This window comes from uncultured Ruegeria sp., from assembly GCF_947500045.1.
Taxonomy (GTDB): Bacteria; Pseudomonadota; Alphaproteobacteria; order Rhodobacterales; family Rhodobacteraceae; genus Ruegeria.
On the sequence record NZ_CANMQQ010000023.1, the window covers coordinates 1 to 15,972 of the forward strand.

Sequence of the window (15,972 nt, forward strand, 5' to 3'; positions counted from 1 at the left end):
GCTCAATCCTCCCACCCATTGGAAGAATTGAAGCGGCAGTTCATGCACCGATCAAGGAAGAGTTTTTCAACAAAATAAGCCTAAAGAAACCTACGCTGCAATTTGCACTAAAGTCTCAGCTAGGCACTGATAGGTGAAATCAATTCGCAGCTCAAACTGAGTTGGTGCGCAAGGTCATTTTCCGCGCACCAATCTCAGCCGAAACTTATCACAACTCCACTACGACTTTTCCGACCGCAGATCCATTCGTTAAGTGCGCATAAGCTGCACTGACATCGGCCCACCCGAACTCCTGTTCGTCAACAATAGGTTTGAGCGCGCCGTCATCCGCCAAATCTGTCAGTGTCCGCAATATGTCGCCGTGGGTTTGCCGTCCGACATCGTGCATCATCGGGATCAACATGAAGATGACGTGTAGGGACAGGCCTTTGAAATGCGCGGGTGTCAAATCAATCTCGACCATCGCGACCGTCGTGGCGACATGGCCATTGAACTTGGCCGCTTCGAAGGAATTTGTCATGTTCGGCCCACCTACGCTATCAAACACTATGTCGAAGCCCACGCCATCCGTGTGTTCGGCCACATAATCCTCGACTTTTTGCGTGGTGAAATCCAATGGGCGAGCCCCCAATCCTTCGATCAGGGCCATCTGATCCGCACCACGACCTGTTGCGGATACGGTTGCGCCAAGGTGGTGGGCGATTTGAACGGCGACATGACCAACGCCACCGGCACCGCCTTGCACCAGCACGGTCTTCTGTTCGCCAACGCCGGCGCGGGTCAACCCCTCATAGGCGGTGATGCCGACGAGAGGCAGCGCTGCGGCTTCCCGCATGCTCAGCGTCTTGGGTTTGTGGGCAATCAGGCGCGCATCTGCTTTAATGTACTCCGCCAAAGCGCCCGGGAGATCCATCAATCCACCAGCACAACCGTACACCTCATCGCCTATGGCAAATCCTGTCACGCCGTCGCCAATCGCAACGACCGTGCCAGCGAAATCCATGCCAAGCACGGCGGGCAATTGGGGGGACAAAGGCAGGTCCGCGCCCATGTTTCGGATCATAGTGTCGACGGTATTGACGCTGGCTGCGGCCACTTTGACGACCACATGTCCAGGTGTCGCGACCGGATCAGGCACGTCGGCGAACTCGAACGGTGCTTCGGGTCCGTAGGAGTTTAGAACCATTGCTTTCATTGGGGTATTCCTTTTGTAACGCCACGCCAGGGGCACTTCGCAATAATGCACACCTGACGAGATCCTTGTATTGGGGCGTAGGTCAGTTGATGTCTTGTACCTGCATCACCAGATCGCCCCACCTGCGCTGGTTTTCGATGTCGTGTTCCAAGCCTTGCTCATCTGCGATGGTGAACCGTTTGACCGCCGGGGTTTTGCTGGTGGCCTGATATAGCCAATAGGCTTCGGCTTTCAGCGCTTCATCAATGGGTTTGTCGATGGATTCGTAGACCATCTGCTTGCAGGCATTGATAGACTCTGCCGGGAATTTTGCGATCCGTTCAGCCATTGAGGTCACGTACGGACCAATTTCATCCGGCTCCAACGCCTTGTTGATGGTGCCCAAACGCTCGGCATCATCTGCGTCATAGTCTTGCGCGCTCAGGATGACCTCAAGCGCTTTGCCAAGACCGGTTTGACGCGCCATGCGCGAGGCACCGCCGCCACAGGGCAAAATGCCCATTCCGACTTCCATCTGCATGAACTTGAACTTGCCTCGCGCGGCAAAGCGCATGTCCAGCGCTAGTGCCAACTCGTGCCCGCCGCCGCGCGCAAACCCTTCCAGCTTTGCGATAGTAGCTTGCGGCACCTTGCTGATGCGTTCGCAGACCGACTGTAGATCCAAAAGCTGCGCATTCTCGCGGGATACCGCTTCTGTCGACATATCCTTGAGCAGTTCGGTGTCGTAGTGGCAGACCCAGATTTCCGGATTGGCCGATTGAAAGATCACGACCTTGGTATCGCGATCTCTCTCTAAGCGCATGGCCAGACTGTTGAGATCAGCCAGCATTTCCTGGCCTTGCACGTTCACAGAGCCAAAGTTGAATGTCACTGTGGCGATGCCATTTTCAACGGCTACATCAAAGGTTTGAAAGTTCTCGTATTTCATCAGGCAGTCCTTTCTTGGGCCTCGACGCAGCACGCGTGAGGGGTAAGGGAGTCTTAAAGGTAGAAGTGCGTGGCGTTTTAGCGCCGCGCGGATCAGTTGGTCTGATTAACCAGTTCTTTGATGGTGTTCATGACGTCGGCAGCGTGGCCTTTGTCGAGTGCTGCTGCGTGTGGATCTGAGAATGCCCCACTGTCATTGTCAAAATAGGCACCCGAGGCATCAGCGAACCGCTCACCCAATGCCGCATCAATCAGAATGTCTGCACCGATGTTCATATCGTTCCCAGTCAAGCCAAAGCCTTCTTTCACCATCTTTGAGGCCAAAAGCGATCCTGGATTTACTGCGACCATGACAGGCGCATCGGATAGCGATTTGGACCATTCGCGGGTCCAGATGGTGATCGCCAACTTGCTTTGGGCGTAGGCCTCCATATCCGTAAGTGGCACATTGCCCTGCATGGCCTTGAGGTTCACCGGGGCCTGTGCGGCCGAGGACAAGTTCACAACACGCCCGTCGGCAGGAATGATCGGCAGCAGCAATTCGGTTAGCAGAAATGGCGCGAGGGTGTTGACGACAAAGCGGATGTCCTGCCCGTTTTCAAGAACGGTTTGCGGGGTTTTCAGCACACCTGCATTGTTGATCAACACATCCAGTTTGCCATGTTTGGCCCGTATGCTTTCGGCCAGCTCTCGAACCGCGGACAGATCGCTCAGATCAGCGGCATAGGTTTCGACATCCCCGCCGACTGCGGTCGCGGCGGCCTCCAGTTTAGGCTGGCTGCGACCATGGAGGAGAACGTTGTGTCCGTCGGCCGCCAGTTTCGTCGCCGTGAGCAAGCCAATGCCATCGGTTGAACCTGTAATGAGAATAGTCTTGGTCATTGGTCTGATCCTTTAGGAAAAGTCAGGCAGCACAGTGTCCGCCAAAAGTTCGAGGGTAGTGTTGATGGGTGCGTGATTGAACCTAAGGTTCAGTGCGACGTGATTGATCCCGAGCGTTTCAATCTCGCGCAGATAGCTGCGAAGGAAGTCGGAGCCAGACTGAAACCCAAGATGGATCGGGCGCGGAGGCGCTGCGGGATCAGAAACGACATCGACATAAAGCGATTGCATGACGGGCTTATCCGGTTGGCCCGCAGTCTTAACACGTTGCCGATAATCCGCGATAACCTGCCCCTGAGCCGCTGCATTCCGCGGATAGGTCATCCAACCGTCGCCGTTCTGCGCCACCCAATCGGGGGATTGCTGGCTACCGCCGGTAATAAGCATCGGCAGACGTGTGCCATGCGGCTTTGGCAAAAGGTCAATCCCGCCGGACAATGTGCCCTGAGCGTTTTCATGCGTGGGATAATTCGACCCGACCGCCCGGATGTAGTCAATGCTGTCGCGGAACCGTGCCCCGCGATCATCATAGCTCTGGTTCATCGCCGGGTACTCCTCGGGCCGGTCACCGGACGCTACGCCCAAAAGCAACCGCCCGCCCGAGAGCACATCGGCCGTCGTCGCCGCCTTGGCCACATGTGCAGGGTGACGTATTGGAAGGATTACACTCGACGTTCCAAGCGCAATCCTGTCTGTCGCCGTTGCCAGCGCACCCAGATAGACAAACGGATCGAAAATCTGTCCGGGGTCACCGAAATTAGGAACATTGAATGGCACATCGCGCAACCAAAGTGCCGCAAATCCAAGTTCCTCTGCCTTCTTAGCCGCTTCCAAATGACCACTCAGCGCCGGCTCTGCGCCGACTGCGTATGCTTCGAGCGGCAGCACAAGGCCAATGCTCAACTGCCCAGGACGGAACACCCGGTTGTAGGCTACGTTGATCTGGTCAAACTTAGTAGACTGTATCTTATCCAACATCTCTGGCCCCCTTTAGTAGCGCACCAGAGTGCGGCTCTCGATGCTTTTGCGACTGGTGGTGACGTTTGGATCCTCAACCATATCGAGGGCGCTATGCGCAATCGAAGCCAGGCCTTGATTGTCATAGATGTTGAAGATCGCCACCTCATCCGGTGTCATTCTGGACCGATAGATCCATTCATGCTTGGGGTTGCCCACCAGCCCCATGATTTGCCCTTTGCGGTCAGGATAGATCAGATCCAGCAGGATCCAGTCAGACGGGTCAACCGATGACGGGCGAACAAAGCCAAGCGGCGCGGAATTAATTGGATGCTCCACGGGACGCCACACATTAATAAAAGCAAAGTGGCCTTGCGCCCATTCCGATGCGACCTCGGCACCCAACAGGTCGACAAGCCGCTGTTCGGCTCCGTCCTTGCTGTAGTCACTGTGGACGTTGCGCGCGGGTTTGCGCGTCGCACTCGGGTCATCGGTCCGAACCGTATGGTCGAAAACCACAACCTCGCGCGCGCCCAGACTGTCCGACAGCGTCGCTGTCAGCTCAGCATCGTATACCGGTTTCCAGGCGTCGCCGGCAAAATCCCGAACCTGCGTTTTAAGCGCTATGAATTCTACAGCATCCGAGGCAAATGTAACCGTATTGGTCGTCGCTCGATTATCGGCCAACACAACGCTTGTGGCGGCCAATTCGGGGGAAACCAGGTTGCCTAAAATCCCGCCTGCATCTAACTCAAAAGCTTGCCGATAGGGCTTATGGAGGTGGTAGTTGACTGTGGCTGTCTGCGTCATCGGCGCGTCCTTCCTATGCGATGCTGTGTTGCATTGATGAGAGGGATTTAACGTCGATCCAATTGCATATAAACTGCGCATTCATGGATTTATAATTCGGGTTAGCTATATAATGGGATTTGATACAGATGCCTTGCGATTGTTTGTAAGAGCGGCGGAAATGTTGAACATCAGCGCTGCGGGGCGCGCATTTGGAATGGCCCCGGCCGTCTCAAGCGCAAAGCTCGCCAAGTTAGAGCAGAGCTTGGGTTCTGAACTGCTACATCGCACGACACGCAAAGTGTCGCTGTCAGTCGAAGGTGCCGATTTCCTGCCTTTCGCCCGAGAAATAATCGCGCAGGAAGAGGCCGCACTTGCTGCTCTAGGCAAGCAGAGAACAACCATCAAAGGCACATTGCGCTTCGCTGCGCCAAGCAGCTTTGCACAACTCTACATCGCGCCAATCTTGCCTAAGTTCCTTGAACAGCACCTCGACGTTACGCTCGACTTGCGACTGTCGGATGTTCAGTTCGACCTGATCGAAGGAAGTTATGATCTAGCACTCAGGAACGCGCCACTTGTCGACACCAGCCTCAAGGGTCGCAAACTGGCCGATGACCAGCGTATTCTTTGCGCCGCACCACACTACCTCGACACGCACGGCACGCCCAATACACCTGATGAACTAAAAGCCCACAACCTGATCGCTTTCCAAAACCACCAACCGCGGCCACTGACGGGACCTGCAGGCGAGAACGCCATTTTCGATCCCGCATCTGCCAAAGGTCAATTGATTATCGATGACGGTCAAAGCCAGGTTTGCGCCACGCTTGCTGGAGCCGGTATTTCCTTGAACGCTCTTTGGAGCGTGCATGACCAACTAAAATCAGGCCGTTTGATACGGGTTCTTCCTAACTTTGAGGCCAGTGAAGACAATGTCTTGTGGCTGATTTATCCCAAGTCGAACGTACTGTCCCCGAAAGTGCGGGTGTTCATGGACTTTCTGGTCGCAGAAATTGGAGTGAAACCGCCTTGGGAAATGTGAGCGCAATACAGGTCAAACGCGCTTTTAGACATCCTGACACCAAGGTCGGGGAAAGGCGCTAAGCAGACATGCTTTGTATAATCACAAGAGTTTGGTTTGGTCCGCTAGGCTGACCTTGATGCCGTCTGAACCGACCCGATGACCTACTGAAACCGTCAGATGATCGGTTCGAGCCCGAGGCGGACCTTAAGCGCAACGTTGCGGCCGGTTCTACTGCTTCAATTCATGAAGCGTCACCAAAATGCTTCAGTGCTGCACTTGCGACCTGATCGCCCCATTCCTGCACGAAATGCCCAGCCTCTTCTAAAACCAATGGCTCAGGGCAACCTCTGATGACTTTGCGCAGCTTGCTCATCACAGGTACGCCCAAAACTGGGTCTTTCGCTCCGATTGCCATGAAGCTCTCCCCGGCCCATTCTGTTTGCCAGAATTTTTGGGCGCGCTTTGCTGTTTCAATACCGGCCATACCCGGCTCAATCATCACCATTTGGGGGAACCGGCGGACACCGGCTTTGTACCGTTGATCTGGGAACGGGGCTTCAAAGGCAAGCGCCTCGGCCTCACTCAAGTGTGGACAAGCCCGCTGCATCAACGCGCCGCAATCTAGGTTCGGTCGGCTGGCCACATAGTCTTTCCAGCTTTGGAAACCTTCCCCAAGGCTCTCTCCGGTCGGCAGTGCCGTATTCATAACAATTAAACGGGAAAACCGATCCTGAAGATCCATTGGCAGGGTCAATCCCAGAATGCCGCCCCAGTCCTGTACCACCAGCGTGATGTTTTTCAGGTCCAGTTTCACTATAAGGGCGATCATCATATCGCGATGAAAGTTGAAGCTGTACAATACGTCACTGACGGGTTTGTCGGACCTACCGAACCCTAACCAGTCCGGCACGATGACACGCGCACCAGATTGCGTAAAAACGGGTATCATCCGTCGAAAAAGATAGGCCCAAGTTGGCTGACCCGGCAAGCACAGGAATGTTCGCGGTGCGTTATCCGGGCCATGATCCACGTAGTGCACGCGAAGACCTTCGTAGCCTTCGAGGTCTTCGACGTAGTTCGGATCAAATTTGTAGCCGGGCAGAGCTTGAAACCTCTCATCCGGTGTTCTCAGGACATCCATGATCGATCATTCTCACAATTGCATTCGGGTAATCATGCACGTCGAGAGGTTCCGTTGCAAAGTTTGCGGTTGTTCAGAAACCCGCTTTTGTGTCGATGGGTTAGGCAGCCCCAGCCCGACCGAAGGACTGCGCGCAATCCGCTGGCTGACATCAGGTGGGATTATCAGCGCGGCACGCACGCGGGACTCGGTGAACGCCAATGTCCGCAATGCGGTCTGCTGTGCTGTGGTCAATTCCTCAGTGATTGTCACGACCTCCGTGGCCTGAACAATTTGGGCCAAAGTGCGGGACAGCTCAGTTCTGGACTGATCCACCAAAGCAACGGGTACGTAACGTAGATTGGTGCTGATCGCATAGCCAAACAGTAAAAGTTGGATCAGCGGGATCATGATGACCATGGCGAAAGTCATTCCGGCCCTTCAACCTCCACGACTTCGGCCTGCAAATCGTCCATCTACTGACGCGGCGACCAGTCCGCCTTTTTGACCCCATGCTGCAATATTGCAAGCCGGTGGCAGCGCTCTGCCTCGTCCATGAAATGCGTAGAGACGATCATCGTCGCACCTTGGTCGACCAGATCAAACAACTGCTCCCAGAACGTGCGGCGATTCTCGGGGTCAACGGCTGATGTTGGTGGTTTTGTCGCAAACTCTGCTCCCAACTGTCATTCTAACTGCGGTTCTGATAGCGCGCGCTCGGATAAGACCGGAGCAAACCGTGACGATCTCATTCAAGAGTGCGCATTTTCCGAAAGAGGTGATTTTGTACGCTGTTTTCTTCTATCTCCGATACGGTGTGTCATACCGGGATTTGGAAGAAATCATGGCGGAACGTGGCGTTGATCTGGATTACGCGACGCTGAACCGCTGGGTGAGCCGATATGCCAGTCTCGTAGCCGATGCTTCACGATATAGAAAGCGTCCTACCGACCGTTCATGGCGCATGGATGAAACATCTGTGAAAGTGAAGGGTGAATGGGTATATCTCTATCGCGCCATCGACAAGTTCGGAAAAACGCTTGATTTCATGCTGCCCACGCGTCGGAACAAAGCTGCAGCAACGAAGTTTTTTGCCCGCGCGCTCGAAGTTAACGGGCTGCCACGCAAAATCGTTATCGACAAAATCGGCGCGAACACAGCCGGTATTAAAGCGATCAACAACGTGCTAAAGGGCTTTGGTTGCCCAATCCCAATCGAGATGGTCAGGCGGAAATATCTCAATAACATCATTGAAAAGGATCATCGGTTCATCAAACGTCGGATCCGACCGATGCTCGGTTTCAAATCTTTCACTTCAGCTGCATCTGTCCTGGCCGGCATCGAATTGGTCAATATGATCCGCAAAGGTCAATTCACGCCAAGACTCCGTCCGTTTCAGCAGTTTGCCCAACTGGCAGGGTAAACTGCTCCCCAATTCCACTAATGCTCTGCCATCTGAACAGTTTGCGACAGAACCGGGGAAGATGACCGGTTCTGATGGTGTGTTTACACCTTCAGAGCCAAAAGCGCGAAATCTAAGCATTATGAACCATAGTGTTGCAAGGTCTGCCGGATTGCTCCACAGTATGGTTCATAGTGTGGGATTTCACCCGCATGCTTTAACGGGATAATCCCCGCCTACTCGGAGATTTCTGATATGAACAAGAAGCCAGCCACCTTGCCCCGCGGCTATCGCACTTGCACTGCATCACTTGCCGTTGCCGACGTTCCTGCGGCGTTGCAATTCTATGAAAAGGCATTTGGCGCCAAGACTCAGTCCTGTGACTCGGATGAAGCGCCGGGCTTTGCGACGATCAAGATCGGAAACTCGATGCTGTTTGTCACCGCTGGTTGGGGCGCGCATGTTCCAATGGTGCCAGGAACTGTCACACCGGTTGGGCATCACATGTATGTCGAAGACACTGACGCCACTTTGGCAACCGCGCTGGAGAATGGTGCCAGCCTGATCGCCGAGACATCCGAAACCTATTGGGGCGAACGCTGCGCGACGATTGCCGACCCGTTCGGCCATGTCTGGACACTGGCGACCCGCGTCGAAAACCTCAAACCAGCGGAGATCAGTGAACGGCGCAAAGCGCTGGTCAACACCGCACAGTCCGAGGCTGCATGAGCGACGCCCCGCATCCAACTTTCACGATCCGTCAAAACGATCTGGCCATCCTTGAGGCCGAGAACCGCATCGGTGACTATCCCGTCGCCGTGCGCACCGCGCGCGAGGTGGTCAGCGGGGGCTTTGCCAACCACTCGGCGCATCCTCATACCTGGACAGTGTATTTTCTGGTCGATGGCCAGTGGGCGCTGGTTGAATCCACGCGCGGGCTGCGGCGCGAATGGTCCAGCCTGGACCGGATTGAAAAATGGTTGCGCAGTTGCGGTTTCCGCTTCTTCTGGGTGCGTAATGACATCGATTTTGTCGAACCGTCGACCGAAGATGCGATCGAGGAAGCGGCTCTATGAAGGTTGAACTCCTGAATAACCATGGCCTGAGGGCAGCAGGCTTGCGTGAACACACGGTTTTATGCTCCGATGAAGAACGCCGGATCAAAACGGCGATCGCAATCGGCAACAAAATGAGAAGATACAAAAAATGACCCCTTTTGCGATAACCGGAATCCAGATGCATGTTGGCGCATTGCAGTCGAATGTCGACGCCATGCTGCATCGGATCGACATCATGATGGCCCGGTTCCCCTGGACCCAAATGGCGCTGTTCAGCGAGCTGGCGCCTTATGGCCCGCTCGACCGTTTTGCACAGCCCTTTCCCAATGACGATCTGTCGCGCTTTCAGGATGCCGCGCGCCACCATGGCATCTGGCTTATCCCCGGCTCGATGTTTGAAAAGCGCGAAGATGGCCGGGTTTTCAATACATCCGTGGTGATAAACCCCGAGGGTGAGATCGTCTCGAAATACTCCAAGATGTTCCCGTTCAAACCGTATGAGCAGAACATCGCGTCGGGCACCGAATTCTGCATCTTCGACGTGCCCGATGTGGGCCGGTTCGGCCTTTCGATCTGCTATGACATCTGGTTCCCCGAAACTACCCGCCACTTGACCTCGCAAGGGGTCGAAGTTCTGCTGCACCCAGTTTTAACCGGTACCACCGACCGCGAAGCCGAATTGTCGATTGCCAAGGCCACGGCGGCGCAGTTCCAGTGTTACGTGTTCGACGTGAATGGGCTGGCTGCCGGTGGCGTTGGACGTTCACTTGTGGTCGACCCTTCGGCGACCGTCCTGCACCAGTCGGCCGGGCAAGAGGATATCTTCCCCATCGAGATCGATTTGGATCAGGTGCGCCGGCAGCGCGAGGTTGGACTGAAAGGTCTGGGCCAAGTTCTCAAAAGTTTCCGCGACCGCGAGGCGGATTTCCCGGTCTATGATCGCAGCAGCGGTGCAGATGCCTATCTGCACAAGCTGGGGCCACTACGCATTCCGCAAAAAGGCGACGTTGCAGGCGTCGCTGCAGCCGACCCGAGGACGGCGCTGGGATACAGCGAAAACACCGCGATAAAGCCCGACAATTTGTATCTCTATAAAGGGCGCTCTGGCACAGACTGATACCGGGCAGCTTTTCGGTATCGGCAGAAAGGACAAATTTCATGCACGGCATTTCCGATAGCGAAAAGCTTCCATCCATCTCAGATTACTACAGCGCCTCACAGTTGAGGGCTGATAGGTGGAGTGCGCTACGGGAAACGGCTGAATCACTTTACCGCGATGGTGGCGAAAAACATCGCATGCGCGCCCAACAACTGCTGCAGGCACTCGCACCGATCGAAATGTATTTTGCCTTTCCCGGCGCGTCCGCCTTCGACTATCTGCGCCGTTTGCTTGAGCATTGCAATTTCACCGATTTCTCTACCGCGGTTCGCCGGGTGGCGCGGGCGCTGACTTCCGGTGCCTACCGCCGCCGCTCGATTCCGTTAATCGCGGATGAGACCGAAGGTGACGAATTCGAGGACGAGTCGACCCAGACCCACGAAGCCCGCGCATTGGGGCGGCCGTACTTCGAGGTGATGATCGTCGACAATGTCAACGAGCAGCAGGAAAAGTTCTTACAAACCAGCCTACAACGTATGCGCCGCAGCGAAGACCCGTTCATTTATGAAACTGTTGTTGTGCCCAGTGTCGAGGACGCGTTGATCGGTGTTTTGTTCAACCAAAATGTACAGGCCGTGATCGTCCGCCCCGGTCTGGGTTTGAAGTCCAAGAACGAAACCAACGTTTTGGGCCGCTACATAAGCCTTTATGGCGAAGGAGCAGATCTTGAAGCGCTGATGCCTTCGGAATACGGGCCCGAAACCTGTCGTCGGATCGGCATGTTGCGCCCGGAACTGGATGCGTATCTGATCACCGACCGATCCGCTGAAGATATCGCGGGTCTTGATCTGGGTCTGTGCCGACGGGTGTTCTACAATCAAGAAGACTTTCTGGAACTACACCTGAATATCCTGCGTGGGGTGCAGCGGCGGTACAAGACGCCGTTTTTCACTGCGCTCAAGGAGTATTCAAAGCAGCCCACGGGCGTGTTTCATGCGATGCCGATCAGCCGAGGCAAATCGATCAGCCGCAGTCACTGGATTCAGGATATGGGTGCGTTCTACGGCTCAAACATCTTCATGGCGGAAACATCTGCGACCTCGGGCGGGTTGGACTCACTGTTGGAACCCAAAGGTCCGATTAAAGAAGCGCAAGAGGCCGCCGCTCGCGCCTTTGGTTCAAAACAGACTTTTTTTGCAACAAACGGAACTTCGACGTGCAACAAAATCGTTGTGCAGGCATTGGTAAAGCCAGGTGATATCGTGTTGGTCGACCGCGACTGCCATAAATCGCACCACTACGGCATGGTGCTGGCTGGCGCGAGCGTGGTCTATATGGATAGCTATCCGCTGCACGAATTCTCGATGTACGGCGCAGTGCCGACGCGAGAGATCAAGCATAAGCTTCTGGCTCTGCGTGCCGAAGGTAAGCTGGATCGGGTGCGCATGATATTGCTGACCAACTGCACCTTCGACGGCATCGTCTACAACGTGCAGAGGGTTATGCAGGAATGTCTGGCGATCAAGAAAGACCTCGTGTTCCTTTGGGATGAAGCCTGGTTTGCCTATGCAAGATTTGCCCCCAATTCGCGGGTGCGCACGGCGATGCGATCGGCCAATATCCTGCGTGAAGAGTTCCGGACATCGGAACATGCTGAAGCCTACAAGGCTCAGCAAGCATTGCTGGAAGGCGCCGATGACGAAGTCTGGCTGAACACTCGCCTGATCGCGCCGCCCGATGCGCGGGTTCGGGTTTACGCCACACAATCCACGCACAAAACGCTGACGTCTCTGCGTCAGGGATCGATGATCCACGTCAACGATCAGCGCTTCAAGGGAGCAGTCGAAGAGGCGTTTCACGAAGCTTATATGACGCATACGTCCACTTCGCCAAATTATCAGATCATCGCCTCTCTCGATGTCGGGCGCAGGCAGGTTGAGCTTGAGGGCTTCGAGTTCGTCCAACGGCAAGTGGAAAGCGCCATGGCGATCCGCAGGGCGGTCTCCACCCATCCGCTGCTGAAGAAATACTTCAAACTGGTAACTGCGGGTGAGATGATTCCCGAGGAATATCGTGAAAGTGGGATGACTAGCTATTTCGACCCCGATCAAGGCTGGGCAGATGTCTGGGACTCCTGGTCACGGGACGAATTCGTGTTGGATGCCACCCGTATCACCCTGCATGTGGGTGCAACCGGCTGGGATGGTGATACGTTCAAAACCAAGATCCTGATGGATAAATACGGCATCCAGATCAACAAGACCTCCCGCAACACTGTGTTGTTCATGACCAATATCGGCACTACGCGCAGTTCCGTTGCGTATCTGATTGAAGTTCTGGTCGAGATCGCCAAAGAGCTGGACGATCTGATGGATGATGCATCCAAGATGGAAAAACTGGCCTTTGACAGGCGGGTCAAAAACCTTGTCGAAAACGTCCCGCCGCTGCCTGATTTCAGCCGGTTCCACGATGCCTTCCGCTGTGAAACGGGCACTGACGCGGGCGACATTCGCAGCGCCTTCTTCCTGTCGTACGACGAGGATAACTGCGACTATGCCGAGCCGGACAAGGACATGCTGGACCGGTTGGAGGCGGGTGAGGAACTGGTCTCGGCCACCTTCGTCATCCCATACCCGCCGGGCTTTCCCATATTGGTGCCCGGGCAAGTCATAAGTCCCGAGATTCTAAGATTTATGCAAGAGTTGGACGTGTCTGAAATCCATGGTTTCCGCGCCGATCTGGGTCTGCGCATTTTTACCGAAGACGCTTTGAATTCAATCAAGAACCCCTAACGGGACAGGGAGGATAAAATGCCAAAGAAGGTGCTCAAGAACATCTCGGAAATTCGCCGATATTTTCACACCAACAAAGACCCGATTTATTTCGTGTCTGCAACCAACTTCAACCTGCTGGGGCTGGATGAATGGGTGATGAACTTCACCTATATCTGCTACATGGATTGCTTTGACGGACGACATCCGAACGTGTTCGTGCCTTCTGAAATGCCGCATGATGAGTTCCAGTCCATCGAAGACATCAACAACTATCTGCTGCAGCACAAAGAGGTCATCGATCTGGTCAAGCGGCGCGGTGGCAAGCCCAAGTTTGTCTTCCTGATGTTCGATGAGACGACCGAGAAGCTGGTCAAGGAACTGGGCGGTCAGCTTTGGTTCCCCAAGGCCAAGTTGCGCACCAAATGCGACAACAAGATCGAAACGGTTCGCATCGGCAACAAGGCAGGCGTGCCGTCTGTGCCTAATACCTTGAGCTTGGTTAAAAGCTATGACCACCTGAAAAAGATCTGCGACAAGGCCGGGTTGGGCCATGATCTTGTGCTGCAATCCGCCTTTGGTGACAGCGGCCACACCACATTTTTCATCAAGTCCGAGGCAGATTTCAAGAAACACGAGCATGAGATCGTCGGCGAAGGCGAGATCAAAATCATGAAACGGATTGATTGCCGAGGTGCTGCGATCGAGGCCTGCGCCACCGCCGAAGGCACTATCGTTGGCCCGCTGATGACCGAACTTGTGGGCTTTGAGGAACTTACGCCCTATCGTGGCGGCTGGTGCGGAAACGAGATCTTTTCGACCGCTTTCGCGCCCAAAGCGCGTGAACAGGCGCGGCAGCTTACTTTTCAGTTTGGTGAAGAGCTACGCAAATCCGGCTATCGCGGATATTTCGAGCTCGACTTCCTGATCGACAAGAAAACCGATGAGCTGTGGCTAGGTGAGTTAAACCCGCGCATCACCGGTGCCAGTTCGATGACCAATCACGCGGCCTTTGCCCATGCGGACGCGCCGCTGTTCCTGTTCCATCTGCTCGAGTTCTCAAAAAAGCCGTGCAAGCTGGATGTTGAAGAACTGAATGCCCGCTGGGCCGATCCGGACATGATCGATAGCTGGTCGCAGATGGTGATCAAACACACCGATGACAGTGTGGACCGCATCACCCATGCGCCGCAATCGGGTATCTACAAGATGCTCGAAGATGGCCGTGTCGTCTTTGACCGCTTCGACTATCACCGCCGCGCGGTGGGTGACAATGAGGCGTTCTTCCTGCGCATTTCGAATGTCGGCGACTACCGCTATGAAGGCGCTGATCTGGGCATTCTGGTGACACGCGGGCGGTCGATGACCAAAGGATTCAAGCTAACGGATAAGTCGAAAAAGTGGATTCACGGCATCACCTCGGCCTACGCCGCTGAACCGCTGCCCGCGGCACAGCCGATGGAAGACCCCGCGTTCAAAATCATGTAGAAAGCACCATGACGCTTGTTTTTCGCTCAATTGACGAGGAACAGCCCGGTCCCAAGCTGGCCGGGCTGTTTGCCGAATACTGGCCTGCCTACCGCAAATGGTGGGCGAAAGAGGGGTATTCGACCCGCCCCACCTATCGCGAATGCCTGCGCGCGCTGCAAAAGCACATGCCCGAGATGCTGCCGCTTTACGAAGAGATCGTTGAACTTGTCGGTGGCAGCGACAGCCAGGCACGGTTTCTCAGCTTCTATTGCCCACCGAAATATCTGTCGGGCTGTAGTCAGGCGATCTGGCGTGGCAAGACCCCGTTTCTGGTGCGCAACTATGACTATCACCCCAAAACCTTTGATGCTGCGCTGCTAAAAACCCGTTGGGACGGGCGCGGTGTCATCGGCATGAGCGATGGTGTTCTGGGTCTGCTCGACGGTATCAATGACACGGGCCTGACTGTTTCGCTCACCTTCGGTGGGCGACGTGAAGTGGGTGACGGGTTCGGTGTTCCGCTGATCCTGCGCTATGTCCTGCAAACCTGCGAGACCACGGCAGAGGCGGTTGACTGCCTGTGCCGCATCCCCTGCCACATGAGCTATAACGTCACCGTTCTGGATGCGCAGTACAACCACAGCACGGTCTACCTTGCGCCCGACCGGCACCCGCAAATCTCGGACCTGCCCGTAGCCACGAACCATCAGGGCCATGTCGAATGGTCACAGCACGCCCGGTTTACCGCGACTGTTGAGCGCGAGAGATTTCTGTTGAACCGCCTCAATCATCACCCGGAGAGCGAGCAGCGGTTCATTGATGCTTTTCTACGTCCTCCGCTTTATTCAACCGCCTTTAAGTCGGGGTTCGGTACACTCTACACCGCCGCCTACCGACCAGCCAAAAGGCAACTTGAGCTATTGTGGCCAGGCGCAAGTTGGAATTTCTCGTTCGACAGTTTCAGTGAAAGTGAACGTAGTATTCGGCTACCTGAACAGGAACTACTGTAAGAGGGATGTGTCGCAAACTTTTCGAATGACCAGAACCAGCGTTATACTAGACGCAGCTATCCTGCGATCTCTGCAAACATCCGAAAGCCGAATGTCGCAGTGTTGGGGAATTGCTGCTTTCGGATCATGTTGACGACCTCAATGCCGTCCAGAGTAGCCGAAGCGGATCTGAACGATTCGAACCCGCACATGTGCCGTAGGCGACGCTTGATAAACCTGTGATCTTGTTCGACGATGTTGTTATTCGGCATGAATGATCGCGACG

Annotated in this window: 18 protein-coding genes; 9 read left to right on the forward strand and 9 right to left on the reverse strand. The window is 55.0% G+C overall.

What is annotated here, in order from left to right:
• Positions 1-208 precede the first annotated feature (208 nt).
• The 5 genes from Q1B46_RS21830 to Q1B46_RS21850 form a co-directional block, all read right to left on the reverse strand.
• Positions 209-1,195, reverse strand: coding sequence for a zinc-dependent alcohol dehydrogenase family protein (locus Q1B46_RS21830; protein WP_299951965.1), 987 nt, complete (start codon positions 1,193-1,195; stop codon positions 209-211).
• Positions 1,196-1,277: 82 nt separating this feature from the next.
• Entirely contained in the window at positions 1,278-2,123 is an 846-nt protein-coding gene (locus tag Q1B46_RS21835; protein WP_299951967.1) for an enoyl-CoA hydratase/isomerase family protein, read from the reverse strand.
• Positions 2,124-2,215: 92 nt separating this feature from the next.
• Positions 2,216-3,004 (reverse strand): SDR family NAD(P)-dependent oxidoreductase, encoded by a 789-nt coding sequence (locus tag Q1B46_RS21840; protein WP_299951969.1) that lies wholly within the window; start codon positions 3,002-3,004, stop codon positions 2,216-2,218.
• A 12-nt stretch (positions 3,005-3,016) separates the two neighbouring features.
• Positions 3,017-3,982 carry an LLM class oxidoreductase gene (locus Q1B46_RS21845; protein ID WP_299951971.1) on the reverse strand — a complete coding sequence of 322 codons (966 nt, stop codon included), beginning with the start codon at positions 3,980-3,982 and terminating at the stop codon, positions 3,017-3,019.
• Between the two features lie 12 nt (positions 3,983-3,994).
• Complete coding sequence (locus tag Q1B46_RS21850) at positions 3,995-4,771, reverse strand: CmcJ/NvfI family oxidoreductase (RefSeq protein WP_299951973.1); 777 nt, start codon at positions 4,769-4,771, stop codon at positions 3,995-3,997.
• 112 nt (positions 4,772-4,883) lie between these two features.
• Here Q1B46_RS21850 and Q1B46_RS21855 point away from each other — a divergent pair, with 112 nt between their 5' ends.
• A complete protein-coding gene (locus Q1B46_RS21855) occupies positions 4,884-5,795 on the forward strand; it encodes a LysR family transcriptional regulator (RefSeq protein ID WP_299951975.1) in 912 nt (303 codons plus the stop codon).
• Between the two features lie 223 nt (positions 5,796-6,018).
• Here Q1B46_RS21855 and Q1B46_RS21860 read toward each other — a convergent pair whose 3' ends face one another.
• From Q1B46_RS21860 to Q1B46_RS21870, 3 genes are read right to left on the reverse strand one after another with little or no spacing between them, the layout of a single operon-like run.
• Positions 6,019-6,918, reverse strand: coding sequence for a haloalkane dehalogenase (locus Q1B46_RS21860; protein WP_299951978.1), 900 nt, complete (start codon positions 6,916-6,918; stop codon positions 6,019-6,021).
• 12 nt (positions 6,919-6,930) lie between these two features.
• On the reverse strand, positions 6,931-7,329 hold the full coding sequence (locus tag Q1B46_RS21865) for an ABC transporter permease (protein WP_299951980.1): 399 nt from the start codon (positions 7,327-7,329) through the stop codon (positions 6,931-6,933).
• 44 nt (positions 7,330-7,373) lie between these two features.
• The gene (locus Q1B46_RS21870) at positions 7,374-7,580 is read right to left on the reverse strand and encodes a hypothetical protein (RefSeq protein WP_299951982.1); all 207 of its coding nucleotides are present in this window, start codon (positions 7,578-7,580) and stop codon (positions 7,374-7,376) included.
• 56 nt (positions 7,581-7,636) lie between these two features.
• On the opposite strand from Q1B46_RS21870, the gene Q1B46_RS21875 reads away from it, so the two are divergent.
• From Q1B46_RS21875 to Q1B46_RS21910, 8 genes are all read left to right on the forward strand, one after another.
• The gene (locus Q1B46_RS21875) at positions 7,637-8,320 is read left to right on the forward strand and encodes an IS6 family transposase (RefSeq protein WP_299951984.1); all 684 of its coding nucleotides are present in this window, start codon (positions 7,637-7,639) and stop codon (positions 8,318-8,320) included.
• A gap of 234 nt (positions 8,321-8,554) precedes the next feature.
• The gene (locus Q1B46_RS21880; RefSeq protein ID WP_299951986.1) at positions 8,555-9,028 is read left to right on the forward strand and encodes a VOC family protein; all 474 of its coding nucleotides are present in this window, start codon (positions 8,555-8,557) and stop codon (positions 9,026-9,028) included.
• Entirely contained in the window at positions 9,025-9,375 is a 351-nt protein-coding gene (locus Q1B46_RS21885) for a hypothetical protein (RefSeq protein WP_299951988.1), read from the forward strand. Before Q1B46_RS21880 ends, Q1B46_RS21885 begins: the two co-directional genes overlap by 4 nt.
• Positions 9,372-9,509 (forward strand): hypothetical protein, encoded by a 138-nt coding sequence (locus Q1B46_RS21890; RefSeq protein WP_299951990.1) that lies wholly within the window; start codon positions 9,372-9,374, stop codon positions 9,507-9,509. Before Q1B46_RS21885 ends, Q1B46_RS21890 begins: the two co-directional genes overlap by 4 nt.
• Positions 9,506-10,474, forward strand: coding sequence for a carbon-nitrogen hydrolase family protein (locus Q1B46_RS21895; RefSeq protein ID WP_299951992.1), 969 nt, complete (start codon positions 9,506-9,508; stop codon positions 10,472-10,474). Before Q1B46_RS21890 ends, Q1B46_RS21895 begins: the two co-directional genes overlap by 4 nt.
• A 41-nt stretch (positions 10,475-10,515) precedes the next feature.
• Positions 10,516-13,248: an aminotransferase class I/II-fold pyridoxal phosphate-dependent enzyme gene (locus tag Q1B46_RS21900; protein WP_299951994.1), complete on the forward strand. Its 2,733-nt coding sequence runs from the start codon at positions 10,516-10,518 to the stop codon at positions 13,246-13,248.
• A gap of 18 nt (positions 13,249-13,266) precedes the next feature.
• Positions 13,267-14,715 carry a biotin carboxylase gene (locus Q1B46_RS21905; RefSeq protein ID WP_299951996.1) on the forward strand — a complete coding sequence of 483 codons (1,449 nt, stop codon included), beginning with the start codon at positions 13,267-13,269 and terminating at the stop codon, positions 14,713-14,715.
• Positions 14,716-14,723: 8 nt separating this feature from the next.
• The gene (locus tag Q1B46_RS21910; RefSeq protein ID WP_299951998.1) at positions 14,724-15,707 is read left to right on the forward strand and encodes a C45 family peptidase; all 984 of its coding nucleotides are present in this window, start codon (positions 14,724-14,726) and stop codon (positions 15,705-15,707) included.
• Between the two features lie 56 nt (positions 15,708-15,763).
• Here Q1B46_RS21910 and Q1B46_RS21915 read toward each other — a convergent pair.
• Positions 15,764-15,972, reverse strand: a 209-nt coding sequence (locus Q1B46_RS21915; RefSeq protein ID WP_299952000.1) for a DDE-type integrase/transposase/recombinase, incomplete at its 5' end; no start/stop codon positions are given.

Bases quoted from the DNA above. Each gene is read 5' to 3' on its own strand.
- Q1B46_RS21910 (WP_299951998.1), top strand. From the start codon at position 14,724: ATGACGCTTGTTTTTCGCTCAATTGACGAGGAACAGCCCGGTCCCAAG.
- Q1B46_RS21845 (WP_299951971.1), bottom strand. From the start codon at position 3,982: ATGTTGGATAAGATACAGTCTACTAAGTTTGACCAGATCAACGTAGCC.
- Q1B46_RS21885 (WP_299951988.1), top strand. From the start codon at position 9,025: ATGAGCGACGCCCCGCATCCAACTTTCACGATCCGTCAAAACGATCTG.
- Q1B46_RS21905 (WP_299951996.1), top strand. From the start codon at position 13,267: ATGCCAAAGAAGGTGCTCAAGAACATCTCGGAAATTCGCCGATATTTT.
- Q1B46_RS21835 (WP_299951967.1), bottom strand. From the start codon at position 2,123: ATGAAATACGAGAACTTTCAAACCTTTGATGTAGCCGTTGAAAATGGC.
- Q1B46_RS21865 (WP_299951980.1), bottom strand. From the start codon at position 7,329: ATGACTTTCGCCATGGTCATCATGATCCCGCTGATCCAACTTTTACTG.
- Q1B46_RS21850 (WP_299951973.1), bottom strand. From the start codon at position 4,771: ATGACGCAGACAGCCACAGTCAACTACCACCTCCATAAGCCCTATCGG.
- Q1B46_RS21840 (WP_299951969.1), bottom strand. From the start codon at position 3,004: ATGACCAAGACTATTCTCATTACAGGTTCAACCGATGGCATTGGCTTG.
- Q1B46_RS21860 (WP_299951978.1), bottom strand. From the start codon at position 6,918: ATGGATGTCCTGAGAACACCGGATGAGAGGTTTCAAGCTCTGCCCGGC.
- Q1B46_RS21895 (WP_299951992.1), top strand. From the start codon at position 9,506: ATGACCCCTTTTGCGATAACCGGAATCCAGATGCATGTTGGCGCATTG.
- Q1B46_RS21900 (WP_299951994.1), top strand. From the start codon at position 10,516: ATGCACGGCATTTCCGATAGCGAAAAGCTTCCATCCATCTCAGATTAC.
- Q1B46_RS21855 (WP_299951975.1), top strand. From the start codon at position 4,884: ATGGGATTTGATACAGATGCCTTGCGATTGTTTGTAAGAGCGGCGGAA.
- Q1B46_RS21890 (WP_299951990.1), top strand. From the start codon at position 9,372: ATGAAGGTTGAACTCCTGAATAACCATGGCCTGAGGGCAGCAGGCTTG.
- Q1B46_RS21830 (WP_299951965.1), bottom strand. From the start codon at position 1,195: ATGAAAGCAATGGTTCTAAACTCCTACGGACCCGAAGCACCGTTCGAG.
- Q1B46_RS21880 (WP_299951986.1), top strand. From the start codon at position 8,555: ATGAACAAGAAGCCAGCCACCTTGCCCCGCGGCTATCGCACTTGCACT.